Origin of the sequence: Vreelandella olivaria (assembly GCF_023507745.1) — a bacterium.
GTDB classification, from domain to species: Bacteria; Pseudomonadota; Gammaproteobacteria; order Pseudomonadales; family Halomonadaceae; genus Vreelandella; species Vreelandella olivaria_A.
This window is the reverse complement of the sequence record NZ_JALPZO010000133.1, coordinates 1-23,938: the sequence shown is the minus strand read 5'-3', so window position 1 is coordinate 23,938 and position 23,938 is coordinate 1. Positions and strand designations below refer to the sequence as shown.

Annotated in this window: 30 protein-coding genes; 20 read left to right on the top strand and 10 right to left on the bottom strand. The window is 52.8% G+C overall.

Features of this window, described 5'->3' with window-relative positions:
- A partial coding sequence (locus HP566_RS15880; protein ID WP_249978253.1) for a hypothetical protein occupies positions 1-506 on the top strand: 506 nt, incomplete at its 5' end.
- A gap of 266 nt (positions 507-772) precedes the next feature.
- Positions 773-1,324, top strand: a complete 552-nt coding sequence (locus tag HP566_RS15875; protein WP_249978252.1) for a DUF4123 domain-containing protein — start codon at positions 773-775, stop codon at positions 1,322-1,324.
- An 8-nt stretch (positions 1,325-1,332) separates the two neighbouring features.
- Here HP566_RS15875 and HP566_RS15870 read toward each other — a convergent pair whose 3' ends face one another.
- Entirely contained in the window at positions 1,333-2,268 is a 936-nt protein-coding gene (locus HP566_RS15870) for a hydroxymethylglutaryl-CoA lyase (protein WP_249978251.1), read from the bottom strand.
- Between the two features lie 10 nt (positions 2,269-2,278).
- Complete coding sequence (locus HP566_RS15865; RefSeq protein ID WP_249978250.1) at positions 2,279-3,484, bottom strand: CaiB/BaiF CoA transferase family protein; 1,206 nt, start codon at positions 3,482-3,484, stop codon at positions 2,279-2,281.
- Between the two features lie 149 nt (positions 3,485-3,633).
- Here HP566_RS15865 and HP566_RS15860 point away from each other — a divergent pair, with 149 nt between their 5' ends.
- The 12 genes from HP566_RS15860 to HP566_RS15805 all read left to right on the top strand — a co-directional run bounded on the left by HP566_RS15860 (position 3,634) and on the right by HP566_RS15805 (position 14,483).
- Entirely contained in the window at positions 3,634-4,542 is a 909-nt protein-coding gene (locus HP566_RS15860; protein ID WP_249978249.1) for a LysR substrate-binding domain-containing protein, read from the top strand.
- A 274-nt stretch (positions 4,543-4,816) separates the two neighbouring features.
- On the top strand, positions 4,817-5,797 hold the full coding sequence (locus tag HP566_RS15855) for a TRAP transporter substrate-binding protein (RefSeq protein WP_249978248.1): 981 nt from the start codon (positions 4,817-4,819) through the stop codon (positions 5,795-5,797).
- Positions 5,798-5,890: 93 nt separating this feature from the next.
- On the top strand, positions 5,891-6,433 hold the full coding sequence (locus tag HP566_RS15850; protein ID WP_249978247.1) for a TRAP transporter small permease: 543 nt from the start codon (positions 5,891-5,893) through the stop codon (positions 6,431-6,433).
- Positions 6,430-7,725: a TRAP transporter large permease gene (locus HP566_RS15845; RefSeq protein ID WP_249978246.1), complete on the top strand. Its 1,296-nt coding sequence runs from the start codon at positions 6,430-6,432 to the stop codon at positions 7,723-7,725. Before HP566_RS15850 ends, HP566_RS15845 begins: the two co-directional genes overlap by 4 nt.
- A gap of 298 nt (positions 7,726-8,023) precedes the next feature.
- Positions 8,024-8,302, top strand: coding sequence for a hypothetical protein (locus HP566_RS15840; RefSeq protein WP_249978245.1), 279 nt, complete (start codon positions 8,024-8,026; stop codon positions 8,300-8,302).
- 185 nt (positions 8,303-8,487) lie between these two features.
- Complete coding sequence (locus tag HP566_RS15835; RefSeq protein ID WP_249978244.1) at positions 8,488-9,594, top strand: heparan-alpha-glucosaminide N-acetyltransferase domain-containing protein; 1,107 nt, start codon at positions 8,488-8,490, stop codon at positions 9,592-9,594.
- Between the two features lie 39 nt (positions 9,595-9,633).
- The gene (locus HP566_RS15830) at positions 9,634-10,740 is read left to right on the top strand and encodes a serine hydrolase (protein ID WP_249978243.1); all 1,107 of its coding nucleotides are present in this window, start codon (positions 9,634-9,636) and stop codon (positions 10,738-10,740) included.
- A 93-nt stretch (positions 10,741-10,833) separates the two neighbouring features.
- The gene (locus HP566_RS15825) at positions 10,834-11,112 is read left to right on the top strand and encodes a peptidylprolyl isomerase (RefSeq protein WP_249978242.1); all 279 of its coding nucleotides are present in this window, start codon (positions 10,834-10,836) and stop codon (positions 11,110-11,112) included.
- 56 nt (positions 11,113-11,168) lie between these two features.
- Positions 11,169-12,104, top strand: coding sequence for an ABC transporter ATP-binding protein (locus tag HP566_RS15820; protein ID WP_249978241.1), 936 nt, complete (start codon positions 11,169-11,171; stop codon positions 12,102-12,104).
- A complete protein-coding gene (locus tag HP566_RS15815) occupies positions 12,101-12,862 on the top strand; it encodes an ABC transporter permease (RefSeq protein WP_249978240.1) in 762 nt (253 codons plus the stop codon). Before HP566_RS15820 ends, HP566_RS15815 begins: the two co-directional genes overlap by 4 nt.
- Before the next feature lie 69 nt (positions 12,863-12,931).
- Positions 12,932-13,939, top strand: a complete 1,008-nt coding sequence (gene yejK / locus HP566_RS15810) for a nucleoid-associated protein YejK (protein ID WP_249978239.1) — start codon at positions 12,932-12,934, stop codon at positions 13,937-13,939.
- An 82-nt stretch (positions 13,940-14,021) separates the two neighbouring features.
- Positions 14,022-14,483, top strand: a complete 462-nt coding sequence (locus HP566_RS15805) for a TerB family tellurite resistance protein (RefSeq protein ID WP_249978238.1) — start codon at positions 14,022-14,024, stop codon at positions 14,481-14,483.
- 22 nt (positions 14,484-14,505) lie between these two features.
- Here the strand turns inward: HP566_RS15805 and HP566_RS15800 are convergent, their stop codons facing one another.
- The gene (locus HP566_RS15800) at positions 14,506-15,504 is read right to left on the bottom strand and encodes a serine hydrolase domain-containing protein (RefSeq protein WP_249978237.1); all 999 of its coding nucleotides are present in this window, start codon (positions 15,502-15,504) and stop codon (positions 14,506-14,508) included.
- A gap of 185 nt (positions 15,505-15,689) precedes the next feature.
- Here HP566_RS15800 and HP566_RS15795 point away from each other — a divergent pair, with 185 nt between their 5' ends.
- Complete coding sequence (locus HP566_RS15795) at positions 15,690-16,673, top strand: Rpn family recombination-promoting nuclease/putative transposase (protein ID WP_249978236.1); 984 nt, start codon at positions 15,690-15,692, stop codon at positions 16,671-16,673.
- Here the strand turns inward: HP566_RS15795 and HP566_RS15790 are convergent.
- Positions 16,670-16,816, bottom strand: coding sequence for a hypothetical protein (locus HP566_RS15790; protein WP_249978235.1), 147 nt, complete (start codon positions 16,814-16,816; stop codon positions 16,670-16,672). The genes HP566_RS15795 and HP566_RS15790 overlap by 4 nt on opposite strands.
- A 167-nt stretch (positions 16,817-16,983) precedes the next feature.
- On the opposite strand from HP566_RS15790, the gene vapB (HP566_RS15785) reads away from it, so the two are divergent.
- Together vapB (HP566_RS15785) and vapC are read left to right on the top strand one after the other, a co-directional pair.
- Positions 16,984-17,214 carry a type II toxin-antitoxin system VapB family antitoxin gene (gene vapB / locus HP566_RS15785; RefSeq protein WP_249978234.1) on the top strand — a complete coding sequence of 77 codons (231 nt, stop codon included), beginning with the start codon at positions 16,984-16,986 and terminating at the stop codon, positions 17,212-17,214.
- The gene (gene vapC, locus HP566_RS15780) at positions 17,214-17,645 is read left to right on the top strand and encodes a type II toxin-antitoxin system tRNA(fMet)-specific endonuclease VapC (RefSeq protein WP_249978233.1); all 432 of its coding nucleotides are present in this window, start codon (positions 17,214-17,216) and stop codon (positions 17,643-17,645) included. The genes vapB (HP566_RS15785) and vapC overlap by 1 nt, the downstream gene beginning before the upstream one ends.
- A 363-nt stretch (positions 17,646-18,008) precedes the next feature.
- Here the strand turns inward: vapC and HP566_RS15775 are convergent, their stop codons facing one another.
- The gene (locus HP566_RS15775; protein WP_249978232.1) at positions 18,009-18,338 is read right to left on the bottom strand and encodes a hypothetical protein; all 330 of its coding nucleotides are present in this window, start codon (positions 18,336-18,338) and stop codon (positions 18,009-18,011) included.
- A 338-nt stretch (positions 18,339-18,676) separates the two neighbouring features.
- Here HP566_RS15775 and fliD point away from each other — a divergent pair, with 338 nt between their 5' ends.
- Entirely contained in the window at positions 18,677-20,062 is a 1,386-nt protein-coding gene (fliD, locus tag HP566_RS15770) for a flagellar filament capping protein FliD (RefSeq protein ID WP_249978231.1), read from the top strand.
- A 137-nt stretch (positions 20,063-20,199) separates the two neighbouring features.
- Here the strand turns inward: fliD and HP566_RS15765 are convergent, their stop codons facing one another.
- Both HP566_RS15765 and vapB (HP566_RS15760) read right to left on the bottom strand, forming a co-directional pair.
- The gene (locus HP566_RS15765) at positions 20,200-20,613 is read right to left on the bottom strand and encodes a type II toxin-antitoxin system VapC family toxin (RefSeq protein WP_249978230.1); all 414 of its coding nucleotides are present in this window, start codon (positions 20,611-20,613) and stop codon (positions 20,200-20,202) included.
- Positions 20,610-20,840 carry a type II toxin-antitoxin system VapB family antitoxin gene (gene vapB, locus HP566_RS15760; RefSeq protein ID WP_249978229.1) on the bottom strand — a complete coding sequence of 77 codons (231 nt, stop codon included), beginning with the start codon at positions 20,838-20,840 and terminating at the stop codon, positions 20,610-20,612. Before vapB (HP566_RS15760) ends, HP566_RS15765 begins: the two co-directional genes overlap by 4 nt.
- Positions 20,841-21,213: 373 nt before the next feature.
- Between vapB (HP566_RS15760) and HP566_RS15755 the strand changes: the two genes are divergently transcribed.
- Positions 21,214-22,053: a flagellin gene (locus tag HP566_RS15755; protein WP_249978228.1), complete on the top strand. Its 840-nt coding sequence runs from the start codon at positions 21,214-21,216 to the stop codon at positions 22,051-22,053.
- A gap of 96 nt (positions 22,054-22,149) precedes the next feature.
- Here the strand turns inward: HP566_RS15755 and HP566_RS15750 are convergent, their stop codons facing one another.
- Together HP566_RS15750 and HP566_RS15745 are read right to left on the bottom strand one after the other, a co-directional pair.
- Positions 22,150-22,512, bottom strand: coding sequence for a helix-turn-helix domain-containing protein (locus HP566_RS15750; protein WP_249978227.1), 363 nt, complete (start codon positions 22,510-22,512; stop codon positions 22,150-22,152).
- A gap of 27 nt (positions 22,513-22,539) precedes the next feature.
- A complete protein-coding gene (locus HP566_RS15745) occupies positions 22,540-22,791 on the bottom strand; it encodes a type II toxin-antitoxin system RelE family toxin (protein ID WP_249978226.1) in 252 nt (83 codons plus the stop codon).
- Positions 22,792-23,083: 292 nt separating this feature from the next.
- Between HP566_RS15745 and HP566_RS15740 the strand changes: the two genes are divergently transcribed.
- The gene (locus HP566_RS15740) at positions 23,084-23,662 is read left to right on the top strand and encodes a hypothetical protein (RefSeq protein ID WP_249978225.1); all 579 of its coding nucleotides are present in this window, start codon (positions 23,084-23,086) and stop codon (positions 23,660-23,662) included.
- Between the two features lie 168 nt (positions 23,663-23,830).
- Here the strand turns inward: HP566_RS15740 and HP566_RS15735 are convergent.
- The coding region (locus HP566_RS15735; protein WP_249977300.1) for an IS3 family transposase at positions 23,831-23,938 on the bottom strand (108 nt) is incomplete at its 5' end.

The following is a 23,938-nucleotide window of genomic DNA, read 5'->3' as shown; positions in this document are numbered from 1 at the left end:
AGTGGGTAAAAACCGAGTTTATGACCCCCGCCTTACCGCTGGCCCTGGCCGAGTGGGAAGCCTTGCGCGGTTATATGGAGTATGACATCAACTCCCTGGATGAGATTCAAAGCCCGCTTGCCATTCGGGAAGCAGGGGACCCACCCTGGGAAGGCGCTCATACCATCCGCAACGCCCACCGTCGGCTTCATCAACGCCGCCGTAATGGCGAGGTGGGCTGGTGCTACACCCTGGGCTGGTACCTCTATCATCTGCTCACCTTCTGGACCCTGCCGGGCTATTTGGCTGAATGGACGACATGGCTGGTGCGCCGTTCGGGCGCCCAGGCACTGCCACCGGAGATGGTGGAGTGGTCGAAGCCCTTGCCCAAGGCGCAGTGGGCCAAGCCCAGCGAGGAACTGTTGCGGCTCTCCGCCGAGGTGCGGCGGGTGCGCGAGGAAAACCCACAACGCCCCATCGAGGATATCTTCGCCGAGGCTTATCGGCGCCAGGGAGTCGAAGCCTGATTGGGTAAGGAAGTTACTGCAGTCAGCTACGATGGCGGTGCCCGCTGTCGTGCGGTGATGATATTTCAGTCTGAAATTCTTTTGAATCAAAAATTTAATTTTTGAGGAAATGTTTAATTTATGGTTTATTTTTGTATTGTCTTATGTAAAAGAAATGTTGGGAACGGAGGTAAAATAAAATGATAGATTTAAAAAAGGAATATAGGGCTCATTGCGCATTTGTTAATGATCTTTCTGGTATCAGTTCCTCCAATCATGTGTATGTTGTGCTGGATGAGAAATGTCTGACAGGCGGATTTTCTCATATCAATACCTTGCCCGGTATACTCGCTTCTACAGGCTTATTTAAAGGCACTCCGCTTTACTTTATTGCAAATTCCGAACCTCTACTGCTGGACGTAGAGATCGGCAGTCGTGCCTGGCAAACGGCGATGCAGTTATGTTTGTGCCAGGCAGGATGGGTGTGTGAACCAACAGCAGATGTTTCCTTTGAAGCTGTTGCCCATCATCTGAGAGTGCTTTGTGTACTTGATGATAGCGATGGTGGTAGGTCCTTTGTGCGGCTTCAGCACCCCCATGTGTGGTTAACGCTACTCGCCAGCGCCGAGCCAGCGGTGCTCAAGCATTGGTTAGGCCCCCTGGGGCAGGTCGCTATACCTTGCGTACAGGGAGGCTGGTTTCGCTGGACGACGCCTGAAGAGGAAGAAAGTATCCTGAACCCCTGGCAATTAACGCAGGAGATGGATAAGGCGCTCCAGTTAAGTCGCCCAAAATCCTCCACTCAGCCGCCCACCGACTGGCTTATCCGGATGCGCTGATGTCGTATCTATTTTGCTGGCATTGGATAGCGCCGGTTCGACTTACCCGCTTTTACCACTTGCCCAGGCACCTTGTGGCCGATAAGCTCGGGAAGGTTGGCGGCCACCTCAAGTAAGGCATCCAAATCAACGCCGGTGTCGACACCCATCTCCTCGAACATATGTACCAGGTCCTCGGTACAGACATTTCCACTGGCCCCTGGAGCGAAAGGGCAGCCACCCAAGCCACCTAAAGACGCATCAAAGCGGGTAATACCTGCTTGCCAGGCAGCCAGGGCATTCGCTAACCCCATACCGCGGGTATTATGGAAGTGCAGGGTAAAAGGTGTTGCTGGCCAGCGCTCAAGCACTGCTTCACACAGTTGCTTTACCTGGGCAGGGTTGGCCATGCCGGTGGTATCACACAGGGTAACTCCCTGAATCCCTAGCCCGATAAGCTGCTCAACAAGCGACAGTACACGCGTTTCGGGCACTTTGCCTTCAAAGGGGCAGCCAAACGTGGTGGAAAGTGACGCATTGATGAACACCCCACTCCCTTGGCATACCTCTAAAATAGTGGCGAACTGCGCTAGGGATTGCTCTGGTGTCATGCGCAGGTTTGCCAGCCCGTGGCTATTACTGGCAGACATCACCAGGTTAATTTCGTCAACCTGACAGGCCAGGGCACGTTCGGTTCCCTTTACGTTGGGTACCAGTACCGTGATATCCACCCCATCCCTACGTTGAATGGCGGTGACCACCTCAGCTGCGTCACGCAGGTTAGGAATGGCTTTTGGCGAAGTGAATGAGGTGGCCTCAATGCGTCGCAGCCCTGTGGTGGAAAGCGCATCAATCCAACGGATTTTTGCTTCTGTAGGTACGAACTGTGCTTCTATCTGCAGGCCGTCCCGGGGGGCGACCTCATTGATTTCTATTTTTGCGGGGCAGTGGACGGGTTGGTTCATAATCTTCTCTTTATAAGATGCCCGCCTGGCGTAGCCTGGCGCGGGTTTCCTGATCAATCCCCAGTTCATCCAGCACGTCATCGGTATGCTGGCCGAGAGAGGGACCGCCGTTGCCTAACCGGCCAGGGGTAGCGCTGAGTTTAGGCAATACGCCCGGTACTTTAAGCGGTTTGCCATTGGGTCTGGTAAAGGTTTGGATCATTTCCCGGGCGATATAGTGAGGGTCAAAGGCAATATCTTCAGCGGTATAAGGATAGCCTGCGGGTACCCTGGCCTTATCAAGCGCTGCCAGGATATCGCCACGGGGGCGTTGCAGGGTCCACGCTTCGATGGCGGTATCAATCATTTCTGCCTGCTGGCTGCGCCCGTCATTGTGGGCTAATGCAGGGTCGTTGGCTAAATCTTCCCTGCCGATGACACCCATCAGGCGCTTGAAGATGCTGTCCCCATTACCGGCAATCAGCACATAGTCGCCCCCCTGGCAGCGGTAGGCGTTGGAAGGGGTGATGCCGGGCAGGGCGCTACCGCTGGGCTGGCGAATTTCATCGCTGGCATCGTATTCAGGTAGTAGGCTTTCCATCATGGCGAATACGGATTCGTAGAGTGCAACATCAATTTCCTGCCCCAGCCCACTGCGGTTGCGTTCCTGAAGTGCCAGTAGCGTTCCGATTACCGCGTAGAGGGCGGAAAGCGAGTCGCCAATACTCACGCCAACGCGTACCGATGGTTCCCCAGGCTGGCCGGTGAGGTAACGTAGCCCGCCCATGGCTTCGCCAATCACCCCAAAACCTGGCTTATCCCGGTAGGGGCCTGTTTGCCCGTAACCGGAGATATGTACCATGATCAGCCGTGGGTTCAGGGCCGACAATTTTTCCCAGCCCAGCCCCCAGTTATCCAGCGTGCCGGGGCGGAAGTTTTCGACGACTACATCCGCCTCAGCAGCAAGTTGGCATACCAGCGCCTGCCCTTCGCTACTGCGCAAATCCAGTGCCACTGAGCGCTTGTTGCGGGTCTGAACATGCCACCAGAGAGAGGTGCCTTCTTCTATCATTCGCCATTTGCGAAGTGGATCGCCGGTACCGGGAGGCTCAACCTTAATGACATCGGCACCAAATTCACCCAGTAGCTTGGTGGCAAAAGGCCCGGCGATCAATTGCCCCAGTTCAAGAACCTTCAAGCCTTGTAACGGAAGCTGGCGTGCTTCAGAAGCCTTCATTAAGGCCCTCCTGGTGTCATTGTTAGCTTCATTGATCATCAGCATGCGCGAGCGGCCCAACACCGACAATTAGGCAATTGATAACCAAGGTTTCGTGGTTGACGAACGTTTGCGTTAGCATAGTCAACTGTCACCTGAGAGGCTGTGTTATGCGTCGCTTCGATTTTGTCACCCTTAAGCTGTTTATCTCCGTGGCGGATGAAGGGCGTCTGACTGCAGCCGCTGAGCGGGAGCATCTGGCGCTCGCCGCAGTGAGCAAGCGCATCAGTGACCTGGAAGCGCTTGTCGGAACCACTTTGCTTTACCGCCGCCCGCGAGGCGTTGAGCTAACACCCGCCGGGCAAGCGTTTTTGCACCATGCCCGGCGTATTCTGGATAATATTGAACGCCTGCATGCGGAGTTAAGCGAGTATAGCGAAGGGGTGCGTGGGCATGTGCGCATCCACTCCAACACTTCGGCAATCATTGCGTTTCTTCCCCAGGATTTGAGTGCCTTTTCGCGGCAGTACCCAGAAATCAAAATCGACCTGCAGGAGCGGGTGAGCAGTGAAATTATTGCTGCCGTGCGGGATGGCTTAACCGATATCGGTATTTTTGCCGGGCATGTGGCAGCACCGGATTTGCAACTGATCCCGTACCGGCACGATCGTCTGGTGCTGATGACACCTGTTAACCACCCTCTGGCGGAGTGCCAGGACATCGCGTTTAACGAAGCCCTGGCCTTTGATTTTATCGGCTTGCAGCAGGATGCCTCGCTACAGATGCTGCTCCATGAGCAGGCCAATCAGGCAGGTAAAACTCTGCGCATGCGCATTCAGGTGCGCAGCTTTGACGCTATTTGCCGGATGATTCATCACGATATGGGCGTCGGGGTGCTACCCGAGCAGACCATCTATCGCGAGTTGGGCGATCTTCAACTGAAAAGTATTCCGTTGAGCGACCCCTGGGCCCAGCGCGAGCTGGTGATTGGCATGCGCCGTTATGCCACATTGCCGGTAACTGCCCGTCACCTGGTTGACCATCTCACCCAGGGGAGGGGCTCTCCCATCATCCTATAGGAGCAGCACTGCTGGCAGACGTTTGCAGATACCACTCCTTTCGCGCGGGTAACGGCCATAGCAGCGGTTAAGGCATCCAACTTTGGTCGTAGGTGATTTTTCGAAAGCTTCCGGATGCCCATGGCAAGGGCGTTTCTAGCCATCGTATTTGACGAAGCCTGCCTTCTCGAACGTCGATTTGAGCCCCTTGAAGGCTTGTTTCAAGATCAAGCAAGCATTAATAAAAAACCAAAAAGAAGTACATCCAATAACGACAACCGTAGAGAGCTATCCTATGCGGAAAACACTACTTGCCACGCTGGCTACCCTTGGAGTGCTAACGGCGGCGCCTTTCGCCTTGGCCAACCCCATCGAAATTCAAGTTAACAACACCATGAGCGAGGGCGGTTCGGAAAGTGCGGCGGTGGAACGCTTCGCTGACTACCTGGAAGAACAGGCTCCCGGTCGTTTCAATGTCCGGCCCTTTTTGGCGGGTTCCCTCGGTGGAGAGAACGCCGTGCTGGAGTTGCTCAACCTTGGTCAGACCCAGCTTTCACTGACGGGCGGCAACTGGCGTCAGCAGTATGCGGCGGAGTATGACGCCATCACGGTGCCCTTTGTGTTTGCTACCTGGGATGAGGTGGATGCTTACATGGAAAGTCCGTCTGGCCAGGCATTGGTCGAACAGGCAGAAAACCAGGGGGGCATTAAATACTTTGGTACCCAGCACCGTGGCCCGCGCCATATGACGGCCAACAAGGCGATCCATACACCGGAAGACCTTCAGGGCTTCCGCCTGCGTTTGCCGTCTTTACCTGTGTGGCTGGAAGTCTGGGAAGAGATCGGTGCCCAAGTGGTGAACGTACCTGCGCCGGAAATTTATCTCGCGATGCAGACGCGCCAGGTAGATGGCCACGAGAACTCGCTCTCATCGCCTTATACCCGCCGCCTGTGGGAAGTCCAGGACCACATTATCCTGACCAGTCACGTCCAGTTCCCCTGGAACTGGGTAGCGAGTTCCCGCTGGTGGGATGGCCTGGATGCTGACGATCAGGCACTGATTGAAGAAGCCATTCATATAGCGCGTCAGTATGGTTCAGAGCGTGAGCGCGAACTGGATGAGTACTACCTGGAAGCGCTCCAGGAGGAAGGGATGACGATTATCGAACCCGATATCGAGGTCTTCCGTGAAACGGCTCTCCCCGCCATTGACCGCATTCTTGCCGACATGGCAGACGGTGTGCGGGAAGACGCACTGGGCGCTGAAGGCGAGTAATCGCGACGCCCGAACAAACAACGGCGGCCTGCGGGCCGTCGTTGTCTTTTCACAACAGATAAAAATGACGTTAGTTGATTGAGGAGTTGTCCTGTGGATGGAGCGGTAGCGCCCAGTAAGGGGCCTGATCGAATTGCTTTTTATATGCTGCGCTTTTTGACGCGCCTGTGTGATGGTGTAGGAGTGGCGTTAATGGCCGCTATCCTGTTACTGATTGTGGCCGCAGTGGTTGCCAGAGATGCGTTGGGGCTGGGTATGCCCTGGACCGAAGAAGTGGCTTCTATGCTGGCCATCTACGCGATTGGGTTTGGGTCACTATCCGCTTGGGTGCGTAGCGAACATCTGGTGGTTGACCTGTTCAGTCATAAACTCTCCCGGTTAGGCAAAAACCTACAGTATCGGCTCACCGCGCTTATCTCCTGTGGCTTTTTCGTGCTCGCTGCCTGGGGCGCGTGGATAATGTCGGATATGAGCGCCAATAATAAAACCGTTTCATTAAGTATCAGCTTTAGCTACCTCTATTACGGCATCTTCTTCTGTTTTGCAGGCATGGCAGTGATCGCTTTTTGGCAAACGCTACGTGGCCGGGTGGCATGGCTCGAAGTGGCCCGTGAGGATGAGGTGGTCCAGCCATGATGGAACTACTCATTTTTGTGGGTGGATTGTTGGCCTTAATGGCCATCGGCCTGCCTGTCGTGGTGGCCATTGGGGTTACCTCCTTCATCGCGCTGGCGGCGACTGGCGCTGGTGGGTTGCCTGTTGAGCTACTCTCGCTACGCATGGTGCAGACGCTCAATAACTTTACGCTGCTAGCGATACCACTCTTTATTCTGGCGGCCAATATTATGAATACTGGCTCCACGACCACGCGGATATTTGATTTTGCCACTGCCCTGGTTGGTTTCACCAAGGGGGGGCTTGGGCATGCCAACGTGGTGGCCAGCTCTATCTTTGCCACTATGTCGGGCACAGCGGTCGCCGATGCAGCAGGTCTTGGCAGTATCGAGATCAAGGCCATGAAAGAGCGGGGCTATGAACTCGGTTACTCCACCGGGATCACGGCGGCTTCCAGCGTGATCGGGCCTATCCTGCCGCCAAGCATTGCCCTGGTGGTTTATGGCTGGCTCGCCAATGTGAGCATCGGCGGGCTGTTTATGGCGGGGTTGTTGCCAGGTATTTTGATGGCGTTACTGCTGATGGGGATGACGGTATTGCTCAGCGCTACCGGTAAGGTGGTGATGCCCCAGCCGGTTTCTTTTGACGCCTGTGAGGTTGTCCGCACCGGTAAGCGTGCCATTTTACCGCTGATGATGCCTGCGATTATCGTGGGCGGCATTTGGGGTGGCTTCTTCACCCCCACGGAAGCGGGAGCTGTCGCCTCGCTTTACGCAGTGATTCTGGGAGGTTTGATTTATCGTGATGTGAGCTGGCGAGACCTGTTTAATGCCTTCCGGCGTACCCTGATGTTCAGTGCGGTGATCCTGCTGATTATTGCAGTATCCAGCTTTTACGGCTGGATTCTGGTACGTATTGGCATTCCCCAGGCCCTGGCGGGACAGGTAGCCAGTATCGATATGCCGACCTTTGCGCTGTTGCTCTGCTTTGCGCTGTTCTTCCTGCTAATCGGCTGTTTTATGTCGGTGATTGAAAGCATCCTGATCTTTACCCCGATTGTCGTACCCGCAGCGTTAAGCGCCGGGCTGGACCCCGTTCACTTTGGTATTGTAATGGTGATTACGCTCTCGGTCGGGGTGATTACGCCGCCATTTGGGACGGTGCTGTTCTTAATGGTGGGGATTACACGGTTGCGATACGGTCAGGTAGTAACATCGATACTGCCCTTCCTGCTGCCTATCATTGCCACTATTTTGCTATTGATCTCCATTCCGGGGCTGGCTACCTGGTTACCGGGCGTGATGGGATATTAAGCGATAAACCTGCCCCGTTGGCATGACCAAACGGGGCTCATGTGTCATCGCTATACAATGAAACGCTAATTAAAAATCGAGGGGTAATCAGTTTGGCACAAAAGGTATTTTTATAACTTACTGTATTATAGCGTATTTTGTTTTTTTTGGCACGGTCTGGTATGGCGGCTGCAGCAGGTTTGGCAAGAGCGAACTGTCAGGAAGGCATAACGTTCTTAACCAAAACTTAATTTCAACTTTTTTTAAAGTGAAAGAAAGCTGAAGTGAAAGAAAGCGAAGCCATATAGGAGGCACGACCATGAAGAAGGAATCTCTCAAAAAGCTGGGCATCCTTGGTGTATCTTTCGGCCTGATGGCCAGTCCGTTAGCATTTGCCGGTATGGAAGGCCAGGACGAGTATGAACCGGCCCCGCAGGAAGAGACGGCCCCGGACGATCAGGGCACTTACAACTCTTTTGATACTGAGCAAGATACGACTACTGAGTTCGAAGAGGAAGAGCAGGAATTCACTTACGAAGAGGAGGAGGAAGAAGAGGATCAGTGGGAAACTGAAGAGGAAGACGATTCAGGTTGGTAATCACTGACCCGCTAAAGGATTAACTGCTTCTCTGGTTCATGGATGAACCACGAAATGCCCCGCCAATCGCGGGGCATTTTTGCGTTATTTGCGTTAAAAGCAGGAGTAGGGCGCCTGGGTGAGATGGGCTATGGTGATAGCACTGCCGCTGCTTGGTTTAACCTCATTACAAGGACGTCCGTATCGTGTTGAACTGGAAGGAAGTACCGCAACTTCCCAAAGCCGGAGGGAGAATAGAGGCCATTGACCTTGCCCGAGGCATCGCTATTGGCTTGATGATCATCAGTCATGCCGTTAGCGGACTAGTAGGCATTCGCAATGTACCCGACTGGGGTATGGTGCCTATCCACTTTGTAACCAAGTTTTCCTCTTCCCTGTTTATTCTGGTCTTCGGTATCGCGCTGGCAGTGGCTTTTCTTTCGCATACCCAAAGCGAGGAGTGGCCCAGGCGGCGCCTTAAACTCTGGGTGCGAGCCATCGAGGTGTGGTTCTGGTACAAAGCGCTCACTATTGTTGAAATGTTGCCCTTCAATGCACCAGGCGACATTGTTGATACATTGCTTTACGGGCGTTTTGCCATCTGGGTCGAGATTTTAGGTTTCTATGCGATTGCCCTGTTGTGGGTGCCGCTTATTTTACCGCTCTGGGCACGAACGCCGTTATGGGGGCGACTAGCCTCTATTGTGCTTCTAACCGTGCTTTCTGCATGGCTACAAGGGTTTACGTTTGGCGGTAACGATACGTTAAAAGCACTGTTGGTTGATCACCAGGATCATTACACCTGGGGGCAATTAAGCCGCGCACCGCTTATTTTGGTGGGTTTATTGATTGGTGAGGCCTTACTGCGTTGCTATTTCATAACGTCGTCACGCCGTAGGTTGGTGCTGGTGTTAATTGGGCTGGGCGCTTTGATGGTGGCGGCTTTTTACGCCTTGGCAATGGCCGGGGGCGATGTGTATGGTGCCATGATGGCGATTGCCAATAACGCGGGTAAGCACCCACCAGGGCTGCAATTTATGCTGTTCAGCGTGGGTGGCGCGCTTATCCTGCTTGGGCTGGCCCTCGCCGGAGGCGCGTTGGCTGCCAAGGCACTTTTGCCGCTAACCGTGGTCGGTAGCGATGCGCTGAAAGCCTTTATCTTCCATATTGTGATGATTTTTCTGGTGCTGCGCTTTCTTCTGGAAGGAGAAGGGATGTACACCTATCCACAGGCACTTGGTGTGGGTGGCCTGTTAATAGTGGGCGCCGCGTTATGGATATGGGTAACACGCTGGATGGCAAAGTATCGGTAACCGATACCGATAACAGGCACCGCTAATGAGGTAAACGATTTGCAACGGATACGACGCTGGCTGTTAGGGGTAGTGCTGTTGGTCGCGCTACCGGCCTATGCGGACCTATACGACACGCACTGGTACTACGAAGTGGATAAAAAGAGCCCCTGGCAGAGTGATTTAAATGCCCGGGTGGCGGCAATTGAGGAGGTGTTTGGGGGCAAACTGGGGGTTTATGTACAAAACCTGGCCAGCGGTGAAGCATACTCCTGGCAGGCGGACGACCCCTGGTACTTGGCCTCGCTGGTGAAAGTGCCGGTTGCTGCCCAAGTGCTTGCAGAGCGTCAGGCGGGTATGCTCTCACTGGATGAGCGTATTACGCTCTCCCGAAGTGACTTTGTCGATGGTGCCGGGCCCGTTAACTGGCACGACCCAGGAACGCCGATCTCCATCCGTTACCTGCTGGAGCAGATGATTACGGTCAGTGATAATACGGCGTCAGATATGTTGATTCGCCGCGTGGGTATGGACGAAGTGAACGCGCGCGCCAGGGCCATGGTGGCGGCCAATGGCGGTAATCCCGATAACCTTGGGCCAATTAGCGAACTCGTAGGAGTGCGGCAGGGCGTATATAGCCAGTTACACCCTAATGCTAACTCCCTGGCAGGAATTGATTTTATTGCGCTACGCCAGCACGGTGTTAATCAGCGTGCGGCAGCGCTTGCCCGCGCCCTGGGCGTCAGCCCCGATACATTTGGTCAGCCCGACTATGATCACGCTTTTGATGCCTACGAAGCCACCGGCGAGAACGTGGGAACGCTGCGCGCCTATGGGGATCTGCTCGCTTCCCTTCATCGCGGTGGAATGGCGGACCTGGAGGCTGAGCAGCGCCAGACCCTGCTGGCCGTTATGGCGCGTACCCATTCCGGTGAGCACCGCTTGAAGCAAGGCATGGGCAGCGATATTCGGTTTGCCCATAAAACCGGTACTCAGCACCGTCGCAGTTGTGATGCGGGCATTGCCACGCGGGAGGGGCATTCTGACTCTGGGCCGTGGGTGATCGTCGCCTGTAGCCGTGGCCCGCTAGCCGTCAGCGGCCATGAACGTGCCCTGGCCAGCCTGGGTGAGGCGCTGCGTTATAGTGGCGCGCTGGGACCCCGGTAGGCGCGCTGCTAAGCATAGCGAAGCGTTCAGCCCGCTACCCCAGCATGATAGACTAGCGTGCCACGTTGGTTTTTTTTTATTAAGGAGTTCGTTATGGCACGTGCCAGCGCCCGTCATATTTTGGTTAGCAGTGAAGAGCAGTGCAACGCGCTGAAACAAGAGATCGAAAGTGGTCGCGATTTCGCTGAGGTAGCCAAGCAGCACTCCAGTTGCCCCTCTGGCCGCCAGGGTGGAGACTTGGGCAGTTTTGGCCCCGGTCAAATGGTACCGGAATTCGATAAGGTAGTGTTCAGTGGAGAATTGAACCAGGTACACGGGCCGGTACAAACCCAGTTTGGATATCACCTGCTTGAGATCACCAGCCGCAGTTAAGCGCCGGAAGGACGTCAAGCGCCGCGGCCTTTTGGTCGCGGTGTGAGGAGCACGCCTTGAACGACCCCATTATTACTATCAATGGCTTGAATAAAACCTATGAAGGTGGCTTTCAAGCACTTAGTCGTGTGGATTTGACCATTCAGCGCGGCGAGATTTTTGCGCTGCTTGGCCCCAACGGCGCAGGTAAAACCACCCTGATTAGCGTTGTTTGCGGCCTTGCGACCCCGACCGATGGGCATGTCACGGTGGATGGTTTCGATAGTGTTACCCACTACCGTCAGGCCCGTGAGCGTATCGGGTTAGTGCCCCAGGAACTGACCAATGAAGCCTTTGAAACGGTATGGAACACGGTTAGCTTTAGCCGTGGCCTGTTCGGTAAGCCACCCAATCCAGGCCATATCGAGAAGGTACTGAAATCCCTGGCGCTGTGGGATAAACGCAATAACCGGCTCATGACCCTCTCAGGAGGCATGAAACGACGTGTATTGATTGCCAAAGCGCTTTCCCATGAGCCGCGTATTCTGTTTCTGGATGAGCCCACGGCGGGGGTGGATGTAGAGCTACGCCGGGATATGTGGGAGGTCGTACGCGGGCTGCGGGATAATGGTGTCACCATCATTCTCACCACCCACTACATTGAAGAAGCCGAAGAGATGGCCGACCGTATCGGCGTGATCAATCGTGGTGAAATTGTGTTGGTGGAAGGTAAGGCCGCGTTGATGAAAAAGCTGGGCAGCAAGCAATTGACGCTGCAGCTTCACGAGCCCCTCACCGAACTGCCCCCCGCGCTGGCTCTGGATACACTGGGTCTGACGGCGGATGGGTATGAACTGGTGTACACCTACGATGGGCATCAGGAGGAAGAGGGGCACGGCATCTCCGCTCTGCTCGCGTTGCTGGAGCAAGAGGGCATCAGCTTTAAAGACCTGCATACCCGGCAAAGCTCTCTTGAAGACATTTTTGTAGACCTGGTTAAGGAGCGCTCATGAACCTTTATCCCATTCGTGCCATTTACATGGCGGAAATGGCGCGCACCCGCCGTACCCTGCTACAAAGCATTGTCTCTCCGGTCATTTCCACCTCGCTTTACTTTGTGGTATTTGGCGCGGCGATCGGCTCCCGCATCAGCGAAATTGAAGGGGTAAGCTACGGTGCCTTTATCGTTCCTGGCCTGATTATGCTGATGCTGCTAACCCAAAGCGTCTCGAATGCCTCTTTCGGTATTTTCTTCCCCAAGTTTTCCGGCAGCATTTATGAGATTTTATCGGCCCCTATTTCTTACCTGGAGATTGTGGTGGGCTATGTAGGGGCGGCGGCGTCCAAGTCGATAATACTTGGGCTGATTATTCTCGCCACGTCCGGCTTTTTTGTTCCGCTGGAGATTGCTCATCCGGTGTGGATGCTCACGTTTTTGGTGCTAACGGCCATTACCTTTAGTCTGCTGGGGTTTATTATCGGCATTTGGGCAGACGGGTTCGATAAATTGCAGCTGGTACCGCTACTGGTGATTACACCGCTGACATTTCTGGGCGGCAGTTTCTACTCCATCGATATGCTGCCACCTTTCTGGCAAACCGTTACGCTAGCCAATCCGGTCGTCTATTTGGTGAGTGGTTTTCGCTGGAGCTTTTACGGCATCAGCGATGTCAGCCTTGGGGCCAGCGTTGCGATGATTCTGCTGTTTCTGGTGGGTTGTCTGGCCACGATTGGTTGGATTTTCCGCACCGGGTATCGCCTCAAGCCCTGATTACACAGCTTTCCAAAAGTGCTCCATTATTTTTGCCACTGTTTGATTGTTTAAAGGTAACTCCTGCTTATGCCGCTACTGCAAAGTATTGTGCACCGCCTCGACCCAACGCTGGATGGTGAGCGCTTGACTGTAACCGCCGCACCTGTGCCAGCGGCGAGTGACGATCCGGTGATGGCCAATCTGGTAAATGCGCTAAACGATACTTACAACACCAAGGCAAAAGGGTGGGGGCGGTTTGCCGAGGAGGGAGAGCAGGCCGGGCCATTGGTGGCTTGGCTGCGTGCCTATCTGGCCGGTGAACAGGATTTTGCCCAGCTTTCAACAACGCTTACCGAACGGCTGGTCCAGACGCTCCAGGAGCAGTTTTCCGTTAGCGGCTATTTACTATTGGCTCACCTGCGCCAAGGTGATACCGAAACGCTGTTTATGGGTCTGGTGCATCAGCGGGAAGGCATTGGTATCAATGAGGAGCATCAGGCGGTGCCCGCCGCCCAACTGAATACCAGCCAGCTTACTCTGGCCGCGCGGGTGAATCTTACCCAGTGGCAGAGTGATTCCAACAATGCTCAGTATGTATCGTTTTTAAAAGACCGGGGGGGCAAAAAGCTGGCCGATGGGTTAGTGGCGTTGCTGGGCATGGAAGAGGGCATTGATGCACCTGCTGAGACCCGCACACTGTTAAAAGCCTTCAGCGACTACGTTGAAAAAGAAGATTTCGACGATACAGCCAGCCGGGAAAAAACCGATACTTTGGTTGATTACGCCAACGAACAGCTACGCCGTGGCGAGCCAATGACCCTGGAGGAGCTTTCCGAACTGGTTGATGAAAAACAGCCCAAAGCATTCTACGACCACATTCGCAATGCAGATTATGGGCTCTCCCCGGAGATACCGCCGGATAAGCGCACGATTAGCCAGTTCCGTCGCTTTACCGGTCGCTCTGGTGGCGTTTCCATCAGCTTTGATTCACACCTGCTAGGTTCCAGCATTGAGTACGATGAAAACCAGGATCGTCTTATCATCAAGCAGGTGCCCAAACAGTTAAAAGAGCAGTTGGCTAAGCGTAAAGGGTAAGCGGGAGTCGCGAGTGGCCAGTCATTGGTAATTTCGGTGTCGTCGGCAATCGAACGGTCAAGCCTAAAAGAGGAGAAATAGCATGCTTGATGCTATCCATAGCTTTTTTCAACGGGCTCTGGCCGAGCCAGAGCAACGGGACAACCGAGCGCTGACCCTGGAACTGGCAACCGCTGCTCTACTGTGTGAAGTCATGCGTGCCGATTACAACAAAAGCGATGCAGAACGTGCCACTGTTAAGCAAATGCTCACCACCCGCTACCACCTTAGCGATAGCGAGGTGGCGGAACTGATGACTCTCGCTGAAGCAGAAGTGGATGATGCGGTTGACCACTACCAGTTTGTCAGCCTGATTAAAGAGTATTACGGCTATGAACAGCGCTGTGAGCTGGTAGCGCTAATGTGGCAGCTTGCCTGGGTGGACGGCCATGTTGATCCGCTGGAAGAGCACCGCATCAGACGCCTGGCGGATCTATTGCACGTTAGCCACAACGATTTTATCCGTAGCAAACTACAAGCCGAGGCCGCTAACGCGCAGCGCTAATCAGCAAAGGCGCTGGCGCCGCCTACTCCTCTTCCAGTAAGCCAACCACCAACTGATGTAACTGCTGCTGAAACTGGCCGCCAGGTGAAGGCGGGTTGGGGTTCGAGGTAATCACTACGGTCATTTCTCGTGCCGGAATCACATACAGGGCCTGGCCACCATACCCCCTGCCGTAGTAAACAGGTTCATTGGCCAGGGTGGTAATAAACCAGCCGAAGCCATACCCATCTCCGGTCCATTGCGACCGGCCTCTGGGGGTCCATGATTTCTCTACCCAACCTTCCGGCAGTATGCGCTTCCCATCCACCAGGCCGTCGTTACGGTAAAGCTCGCCGATTTCCACCAGTGCCCTGGGTGAAAGCCGCATATCGTTACCGCCGAAATAGATACCCTGGGGGTCGCGTAACCAAGGGGGGATGGCAATATTAAGCGGCTCGCCAAGTAACCGCTGAGCGAGAGCGTGGGTGGTTTCACCGCTGGCATGGGTCAAGGCGGCGGAAAGCAGGTGGCTGGTGCCCGTTGAATAGAGCATGCGCCCACCGGGTTCATCAACAAAAGGGCGCGTTAAGGCATCAACTACCCAGTTATTGCTCGCAACCCAGGCACTGTAATGGCTGCCGGATGTACGCTCCAAGCCTGCCTGCTGGGCAAGCAGATGTGCCACGGTAATCTCGTCCACCTGCGGATCTATATTATCTGGTAGCTGGCCCAGCAGCGCTGACATTGGCTGATCAACCGACTCGATCACCCCCGCTTCAATAGCCGCGCCGGTAACGGCGGCAAGTACGGTTTTTGAAAGCGACTTGATATTGGTGGCCGCTGCAACGCCAGGGCCGTTCTGGTGTAACTCATGAACAATATGGCCATCATGGGCGATAACCACGGCATGCACACGCTCTAATTCACTAACGTTCTGGTCGAGCGTTTGCAGGGCGGTAGCAGAGGGTGCATCTGCTACTGTGATAGGTACGTGAAACACCGACATAACAGCACAGGAAATAAGCAGGGCAGTCGCGCGCATTGCGGCACCTTTGGAAATGAGTGACTTCGTACTGAACTTTAAGGTTCGAGAGCGGGAATGGGGTGAGGTTCAACCCCACATCGTTATTTGCCATACCTGTGGCACACACTATTCCCGGCTAAGTTGCATGCTGGTAATTTTTAATGGTCCATATATGGGCTTATAGTGTTCTAAAGGGGGTGTATATGCCAAGGCATTTTGACACGGGCTACAAAGAACTCTTTAGTTATCCAGAATTCGTTCAGCAATTAATTGAAGGCTTTGCTCCGCCTGAACTCGCTCAGCGGATGGATTTCAGTACACTCATGCTGCATAGCGGCAATTACATTACGCCGCTCTTCGAGGAAAAATTCGAAGACGTGGTATGGTCGGTGGAGATCACCTGGGAGGGCATCACCCAAGAGGTGTATCTCTACATCCTGCTGGAATTTCAATCGACGGTGGATCGCACCATGCCAATCCGGCTGATGCACTACGTAGCCTGCTTTTACGACCACCTGCTCAAGACAAAGGCCACCACGCCCACTAAGGGGTTGCCACCCGTCTTTCCCATTGTACTATTCAACGGCGCCAATCGCTGGACGGCCAAGCAAGATATTTTCGACATGGTGCAGCCCGAGCCCCCGGCGTTTTTAAAACCCTACCAACCTCATTTACGCTATTATTTAATTGACGAAGGCGCGTATAGCGACGCGGAACTGGCCGAGCGTCAAAGTGCTCTAAGTGGCGTATTCGGTATCGAGAATGCTGCGACCAGTTGGAAAAGCCTTCAGCAAGCCGTTGACCGCATTGTCGCGATCATCCAAGCCGACACCAATAAATCGCGCATCGATCCGATCATCACGCGCTGGGTAAAACGTCATATGCAGCGCCTGGGTGCAAGCGTTCAACTGGAGAAGCTTACGAGTTTAGTTGAGGATAAAGATATGTTGGCAGAAAATTTGGAAAACTTAGTGAAAAAAGAGCGTTTGGAAGGTCGACAAGAAGGCAGGCAAGAAGGCCGCCAGGAAGGAGCCAAAGCAACATTGCGTAAACTTATCGAATTGAAATTCGGTGAAGTGCCTTTATGGGTGGAAAAGCGTCTAGCCCAAGCCGACAGCAAGCAACTCGATGTGTGGATTACACATATTCTACTAGCTGAGGATCTGGAAGCCCTTTTTTCCCATTAATTGCCCCTAATCGGCAAGTGATGGCAAAACTTACCGGGGGGAGCCCCTGTGCCGTAGTAAACCGACTCATTGGCTAGGGTGGTAGTCGGCACGTGAAACACCGACATAACAGCACAGGAAATAAGCAGGGCAGTCGTGCGCATTGCAGCACCTTTTCACGATGAAACATCAATAGACCCTAGCATATTTCAACATACCCATGTCATGACTACCCAGGGAGGGCGCTTCAAGTTTCGTGTATATCCCCTTGATATATCCCTTGCATCAGCTACTATGGAATATAAGGGAGATATCCACAGGAGCCAAAACCATGCAACAAGGTGCAGTATTCCAGAGTAATCGAAGCCAGGCCGTGCGGCTGCCAAAAGCGCTTGCCTTGCCAGAGGATGTTAAGCGTGTAGATATCGTTGCGATTGGCCGTACTCGAATTATTACGCCAGCGGGTGAGGCATGGGATAGTTGGTTTGAAGGCGAAGGCGTCACGGATGATTTTATGCCAATACGAGAGCAGCCATCCGTTCAGGAACGAGAGATGCTTTGATGCTCAAGTTTATGCTCGATACCAATATTTGTATCTTTACCATTAAAAACCGTCCGCAAAAAGTGCGAGAAACATTCAAACAGCATCATGGACAGATGTGCATTAGCTCTATGACCCTGATGGAGCTGATTTATGGAGCCGAAAAGTCTGATTTTCCAGAACGTAATTTGGCGACCGTTGAAGGGTTTGCTGCCAGGCTGGAGATATTGGAGTACGGCAATATGGCTGCATCACATACTGGCCAGTTGCGAGCAGAACAGGCCAAAGCAGGTAAACCTATCGGCCCGTATGACCAAATGATAGCAGGACATGCGCGTTCACAAGGGCTCATTCTTGTTACCAACAATAGCCGCGAGTTCAAGAGAGTTCCGGGCCTACGTGTAGAAGACTGGGTAAGCTCACCAGCGGAAAAGTCTTCAGCAGGCTCTTGATGCAATCCACAAGTGCCTTTGATAGCGCTAATAGTGCCGGGTTGTTAATAAGCCAGCGCCAGCTCTGATGGCAAGCGTATTTGGTGGAAGAAATAGACGCATATTACGCAAAAGAGGGAAAAGCCTGCTAGGATGTGGGTGTGGCTCGAAGGTAAGCAACCCTTTGATTTCTCTAAAACGCAATAAGCAAGGAGTGCCGTTATGCGTAATATCATCTACATTGTGGGTCTGATCGTTGTTGTACTGTTTATTCTTTCAATGCTTGGCCTGCGGTAAGCTTCCACCTGCAACGCACACGTTACGCTAAAGCCATACCTCTATGCGCCCGCATTCATCCCAGCGGGCGCATTTATTTACGTATCATCAGGCGCAATCCGCTGCCCCTTGTCCAAACATATCAAACATCAACTCCCGCCCCATGGCGGTAAGCACAAAGCGGTCATAGTCGTTAAATCGTGCCGCCCCGCTCTCCTCCAACACTGGCTGGCAGGCTTTCCAATGCGCATTCTGTTTACTCAACTGGCGAAGTTCACGCCGGGTAAGCCCGCGCTGAGGCAGTGTGATGGTTTCCAGTACATGGCCGTTGTCGTACAGTAGTTCTGCAACGGTAGCAAGGCAGTGGCGCAGGCTGCGCTGCACATGGTAAGTGGCTGACGTCACCTGGGATGCGGGCTGAAACACCTCGGAAGGCATGATCATTCTCCTGCAAACAGCTCAAAATGGGCTTGTTGCAGTGCATTATAAAGCAATAGAAGCATTAGACCAAGGTCTATGTTGGTTGTGTGTTTGCGGCAAGCTGCTACGATTTTTATAAATGTGCTGCCCTAACCATGCACCTGTAAAGGGGCGCGCGCATGGCACCGCAGAAGGTGAGGGATTACGTTTTGTAACTATTTTATCCCGTAAAAATTTCTTGCTTGGCTAAAGTCCAAGGTCTAATGGCCGATATCTTTTAACCATGAAGTGAAATTTCACTGTAATTAAGTAACGTCAGGATAGTTGAGGGCGTATTCAAAAAAGGACGGTAATCTATGGCTTCCATTACATCACTGGGCGTTGGTTCCGGGCTGGATCTAGCAGGCATGCTGGATCAGCTTCGTGAGGCTGAGAGGGATAAGCTGGTCCCTATTGCGCAACAAAGAGCACAGCAGCAGAGCAAAATCTCAGCCTATGGCCGCTTACAGACTGGGTTGGACAAGCTTCAGGATGCGATTGGCAAGCTCAACGACCCCAAGCTGATTGAAAGCCGTACCAGCAACGTTAGCGGCGAAGGCATTAGCGTCACCACGGGCGATAACGTTAATCCGGGGCGTTACGATGTCACGGTTTCCCAATTGGCGCGGGCGGGTAGTATCGCCACCAATAGTGTTGCCTCGCTGGATACCGTGGTGGCTGAAAATGCCACAACACTGACACTGAACTTCGGAGCCACTTACGATGCTGAGGGCAACCTGGATAGCAGCGCAGGGCCGCTAAGTAGCTACAGCATTGATATCGCCGCAGGCAGTACGCTGGAGGATGTGCGTGACCAGATCAATGCCGACCAGGAATCGGGCGTGACCGCTTCTCTGGTTAACGATGGCACTGGTTACCGTTTGGCGCTGAACTCCACCGAAACCGGTGCTGAAGCCTCGATTACTGGCTTCTCTGGTTTGGGGGGGCTGGGTGCTGATAACACCACGCTACGCGCCGGTCAGGATGCCAAGCTGGATGTCAATGGTATTGCCATCACCAGTACCACCAACCGTATCGAAGGCGCTATTCAGGGGGTAACGCTGGATCTGGAAAAAACCACTGACGAGCCGCTCACTATTACCATTGGACGTGACAATGAAGCGTTGAGCGAAGCCATTCAGGACTTCGTAACCGCTTACAACGAGCTGAAAACTACGTCTGGCAACCTGTCAAAAGTGACGGGTGACCAGGAGACTGCCGGGGCGTTAGTTGGTGATCGAACCTTACGTACGATTGAAAATCGCCTGCGTAGTGACATCACGGCGGGTGTGTCAGAAGGGGATATTCAGCGGCTTTCCGATATGGGAATTTCGTTGAACCGTGAAGGCCATCTGGAAATCGACGAAAGCGCCCTACAGGAAGCGATTTCCGCTGATTTTGAGGGTGTTGCCAGCTTCTTTGCAGGCGATAGTGAAGAAGCCGGGTATGCTGGGAGGTTAGATGCTACCCTGAGCCAGATCCTGGATGAAGAGGGGCTGTTACAGAGTTCAATTGGTGGAGCCGAGACTCGTATCGCTAGCCTGGAAGACCGCTATGGGCAAATGGAGACCCGCATTGATAGAAATATTGAGCGTTACCGCAGGCAATTTGCTCAGCTAGATAGCATGATGTTGCAAATGAACTCGATGAGTAGCTACTTGACGCAGCAGTTTGATGCACTAAGCGCCATGCAAAAGAGCTAACGTGTCAACGTTGTTGATGACTACCACGCCTTCCCTTCCCACCTGCAGTGCGCAACACTAGGGCGGGGAGGGGGTGAAAAGCTCATGGGCGTGACGCCATCAATCCCACCGTGCTATAAATGTCGATTGTTCGTTTATTAATGCACCCAATCCTCATAAACAAGCCCTGGCACACGGCTGAATTCGCGAATATTGTTACTCACCAGAATGCAAGTTGATGCAAGGGCGTGCCCTGCAATGGCAGAATCGTTTGGCCCTATGGGTGTACCTGCTTTGGCTAAAAATTGCTTTAGCTCAATAGTGGCATCTACGGCTTGCTTATCCCAGGGCAAGACGGCATCTAACCGCTTCACGAACGCATCTACCAAAGGTGCGTGTCTGGCAGAGGCTTTTTTGCCGATTTGTCCATAGCGCATTTCCGCATAAGTGATCGCAGAAACGACAATGCGGTTACCCCGCTCTACCTCGGTGGCGAGGCGATGGATAACCGAGTTTGGCTGTTCTCGCATGATGAAGGAACAGATACAGGTATCCAGCATATACGTCGTCACAGCGTGAATCTGCCTTCATCACTCACAACGTCTGGACGATCAATAAGAAAACTGTCATCCGCTTTTGCAAGCGTAGTAAAGGATGCCCAGGAAGGGCGTACAGGTCGTAAGGTGATCACATCGCCTTCTCGGGTAATTTCAAGCTCCCCAATACCCTCGTAGGCCATATCATTGGGTATCCTTACGGCTTGATTTTTTCCGTTTTTGAAAATGGATACTGTGCGCATAACAACCTCCTGCCTATGCCTGTCATAGGTAATATAATAGTGGTTTCAGGCATATGCAAGGCATATATTATGAGCAGGGCAAGGTAGATGGGCAATAGAAAACCTGCTGAAACAGGCAGGGCTACCAAGTATAGGATAGCAGGCGCTGATAACAGGTGTGGTGCAACACGGTGGGAGCGCGCGGGTGGGGGGGGAGGGTGAGACGGCGGAAATGGCAGTAGGCGCGTGAGTTACCTTTCATTACAAAAGAATGGAAAAAAAACACCGCACAGCCTAAAGAATCGCTTGGAGTTGCCGTTAATAGTAATAACGGCGCAGCTAACTCGCCGCACAGCGGGCCACTTGGCCACTACTATCTGCAAGGAGTCTTCACATGTCCGTGATCAATACCAACATTACTGCCCTGATTGGCCAGAACAACCTGCGTAACTCCCAGTCCATGCTGGCTCAAGCGCAAGAGCGCCTCTCTTCCGGCCTACGTATCAATAGCGCTGCCGACGATGCCGCTGGTCAGGCTATCGCCAACAAAATGACCGCCCAGATTAAGGGTATGGAGCAGGCTAGCCGTAACGCCAGCGATGGCATCTCCCTGGTACAAACCATGGAAGGCGGGCTGGACCAGATCAACGATAACCTGCAGCGTATCCGTGAGCTGGCAGTACAGGGTGCCAACGATACCAATGCCAGTGAAGACCGTGATGCTATTGTTATCGAGATTAACGAGCGCTTGGCCGAGATCGACCGCGTGGCTGGTAGCAATAACTTTAACGGTACTAACCTGCTGAATGTCAGTGGTGGTGGCACGCTGAATATTCAAATCGGTTCCAACACTGATAGTGAAGACGTTATTGCAGTTAATACTATTGATGCAACAACAAGCGGTCTTGGTATTAGCGGTTCATTTGCTATCACTTCTGGTAGTGCTGTACACGGTGAGTTCCAAGGTCTGATTGATTCTATTGATACAGCCACTGCTAGCTTGGATGAGAACCGCGCTACCTTAGGTGCTACGCTAAACCGTTTCGACTCGGTAATTGACAACCTGGCCACTGCGGTGAACAACCTTTCAGAGGCCCGTTCGCGAATTGAAGACGCCGACTACGCGGTCGAAGTATCCAATATGACCCGTGCCAACATCCTCCAACAGGCTGGCACGGCAATGCTGGCCCAGGCTAACCAAACTCCGCAGTCTGTACTGTCACTGCTGGGTTAATGGCTTAGCCAAACCCGTAAATATAATGAAGGGCTGGCCGACAGGCTGGCCCTTTTTTTATCGAAGCAAAATGCTGTGTGGGATATCTAGTCGCCATTAAGTGAGATCGCTCAGTTCCACATCCAGCGCGGCAGCAATGTGCCTCAGCACTTTGAGTGAACCGGCTTTCTTGCCTGCTTCTATTTCGGAAAGGTAGCCCTGGCTAATGCCGACTTGTGTCGCCAGTTCACCTGCCCGCAAGCCACGGTACTCACGGTATACCTTTACAGGCGCAACACCCTCCAATAGTGCGTCTACCACCGCCAGTGGAAACGACTCTTCACCGCGAGCCAGCACTGCATTGGCAGCCTCAATATCGTCCTGGTCTTCCAGCCGTGCAAGCAGAGCGTGGTACTCCTGCTCAGGCAACACCACCATCCGTTCCCCTGTGGGGGTTTGAATAATCTGAGGTGCGCTCATACCGCCTCCTATCACGTTACCGTTGCGTTATTGGTAAACACCGCCACGGGTGCCGATGTGAATAATGTTTAACACATCACCATGTTCGTCGATGATCACCCGCCAGTCTCCTACCCGCAGGCGAATATAATCGCTTCCCTTTAGCGCCTTAACATTATTACGCTGACTTCCCGGGGCTTCCGCGTAGGCCTTGATTTTGCCTTGTATGCGCTCTGACTCGGGCCGCGGCATTCGCTGCAACATCTTCAGTGCGCTTTTACGATAGGTGATCGCTTTCATGGCTTTATTATAGCTTTAAGCTAAAAAAATATCGAAATTTTTAGAATTTTGCTAAAATTATTGCTAATGCACCTTAGCGATAATTATCAAACCGCCTGGGTAATCCAGGGCTGATCCTGCCTCAATTATTGACAAACAATGAATATTTGATACTGTTTAAAAAGGCCTGGATAGCCTCCCTGCTGCGATGGGAAATATCTGTTACCAATCTCAAACTTTTGACTTACTTTGAGGCCAAGCAAGCAGCATGCTAGTTATAGTTGAACGGCTATAAGGCTATCGGAGTAGCATTATGTTTGCATATCAAGAATGTCTTGACTCTCTAAAATATCTGGCAAAAAACTCTATACGTACCGATTTAAGTTACTGTCAGCGATTGGATTTTTATAGCTGTAAGTTTGGCTTTAATAATTATCATCACTTCCAAAAGACAATGCCAAAGCTCCCGACTGATAGGTTCGGAAAGGTTTCATTACGGCTTATGCGTCAATATTGTCAAACAGCCAGGCCTGGGCTAGATATGGCATACTATGAGCTGTATGCAGAAAAAGGGCCAAAAATTGCTTTTTATAGCCATTGGGTTGGTTGGGATAAAATTGGTCGAGAAGTTAGAGAGCCTCGACCGCTGGATGCTCAAAAGAGCATTGATGGTTTACGGGAGCTGTTTGTGCATCCTATCTATATTGTTGAAAACCATCGACAGTTATTAGGTTGGCTGCACAATTGGTATGGGACAGCACTCGTTCCTCAAACGTTAGCTAAATATTATTTTCCAGAGAAGTTCGATCGCAAGCGTCTCGTTTGTGATCATGTAGATATCAAACTAATTCGTGCCTGTAATGAAGACTATAACAACAATGTAGCCACTTGATTTTCAAGCATAATACCTAAGCCTCTACCTGCCAATAGGCCGAAATGTTTTGTGTTGGCCGTGTAAGCGGCCAATACAGAATCTTTGAAAGTGCCCTACGTCGCAGCCAGAGCATTGGCTGTAAGTGACGTACAGCCAGCATGTATTGAATGAACCGCCCCGGATATTCTAGACACCTGTTAGGCTCTTAAAGTAACGCCTTTCATACTCAACCGGTGACAAGTTATCACTTGTGCCGTGTCGGCGCTTTGGGTTGTAAAACATTTCGATATAATT

What these genes read in the sequence shown, in the direction of transcription:
- HP566_RS15795 (WP_249978236.1), top strand. Translation starts at nt 15,690, where the DNA reads ATGCCAAGGCATTTTGACACGGGCTACAAAGAACTCTTTAGTTATCCA.
- HP566_RS15790 (WP_249978235.1), bottom strand. Translation starts at nt 16,816, where the DNA reads ATGCGCACGACTGCCCTGCTTATTTCCTGTGCTGTTATGTCGGTGTTT.
- vapC (WP_249978233.1), top strand. Translation starts at nt 17,214, where the DNA reads ATGCTCAAGTTTATGCTCGATACCAATATTTGTATCTTTACCATTAAA.
- HP566_RS15825 (WP_249978242.1), top strand. Translation starts at nt 10,834, where the DNA reads ATGGCACGTGCCAGCGCCCGTCATATTTTGGTTAGCAGTGAAGAGCAG.
- vapB (WP_249978234.1), top strand. Translation starts at nt 16,984, where the DNA reads ATGCAACAAGGTGCAGTATTCCAGAGTAATCGAAGCCAGGCCGTGCGG.
- HP566_RS15750 (WP_249978227.1), bottom strand. Translation starts at nt 22,512, where the DNA reads ATGAGCGCACCTCAGATTATTCAAACCCCCACAGGGGAACGGATGGTG.
- yejK (WP_249978239.1), top strand. Translation starts at nt 12,932, where the DNA reads ATGCCGCTACTGCAAAGTATTGTGCACCGCCTCGACCCAACGCTGGAT.
- HP566_RS15855 (WP_249978248.1), top strand. Translation starts at nt 4,817, where the DNA reads ATGCGGAAAACACTACTTGCCACGCTGGCTACCCTTGGAGTGCTAACG.
- HP566_RS15815 (WP_249978240.1), top strand. Translation starts at nt 12,101, where the DNA reads ATGAACCTTTATCCCATTCGTGCCATTTACATGGCGGAAATGGCGCGC.
- HP566_RS15865 (WP_249978250.1), bottom strand. Translation starts at nt 3,484, where the DNA reads ATGAAGGCTTCTGAAGCACGCCAGCTTCCGTTACAAGGCTTGAAGGTT.
- HP566_RS15870 (WP_249978251.1), bottom strand. Translation starts at nt 2,268, where the DNA reads ATGAACCAACCCGTCCACTGCCCCGCAAAAATAGAAATCAATGAGGTC.
- HP566_RS15740 (WP_249978225.1), top strand. Translation starts at nt 23,084, where the DNA reads ATGTTTGCATATCAAGAATGTCTTGACTCTCTAAAATATCTGGCAAAA.
- HP566_RS15800 (WP_249978237.1), bottom strand. Translation starts at nt 15,504, where the DNA reads ATGCGCGCGACTGCCCTGCTTATTTCCTGTGCTGTTATGTCGGTGTTT.
- vapB (WP_249978229.1), bottom strand. Translation starts at nt 20,840, where the DNA reads ATGCGCACAGTATCCATTTTCAAAAACGGAAAAAATCAAGCCGTAAGG.
- HP566_RS15860 (WP_249978249.1), top strand. Translation starts at nt 3,634, where the DNA reads ATGCGTCGCTTCGATTTTGTCACCCTTAAGCTGTTTATCTCCGTGGCG.
- fliD (WP_249978231.1), top strand. Translation starts at nt 18,677, where the DNA reads ATGGCTTCCATTACATCACTGGGCGTTGGTTCCGGGCTGGATCTAGCA.
- HP566_RS15775 (WP_249978232.1), bottom strand. Translation starts at nt 18,338, where the DNA reads ATGCCTTCCGAGGTGTTTCAGCCCGCATCCCAGGTGACGTCAGCCACT.
- HP566_RS15845 (WP_249978246.1), top strand. Translation starts at nt 6,430, where the DNA reads ATGATGGAACTACTCATTTTTGTGGGTGGATTGTTGGCCTTAATGGCC.
- HP566_RS15805 (WP_249978238.1), top strand. Translation starts at nt 14,022, where the DNA reads ATGCTTGATGCTATCCATAGCTTTTTTCAACGGGCTCTGGCCGAGCCA.
- HP566_RS15840 (WP_249978245.1), top strand. Translation starts at nt 8,024, where the DNA reads ATGAAGAAGGAATCTCTCAAAAAGCTGGGCATCCTTGGTGTATCTTTC.
- HP566_RS15755 (WP_249978228.1), top strand. Translation starts at nt 21,214, where the DNA reads ATGTCCGTGATCAATACCAACATTACTGCCCTGATTGGCCAGAACAAC.
- HP566_RS15745 (WP_249978226.1), bottom strand. Translation starts at nt 22,791, where the DNA reads ATGAAAGCGATCACCTATCGTAAAAGCGCACTGAAGATGTTGCAGCGA.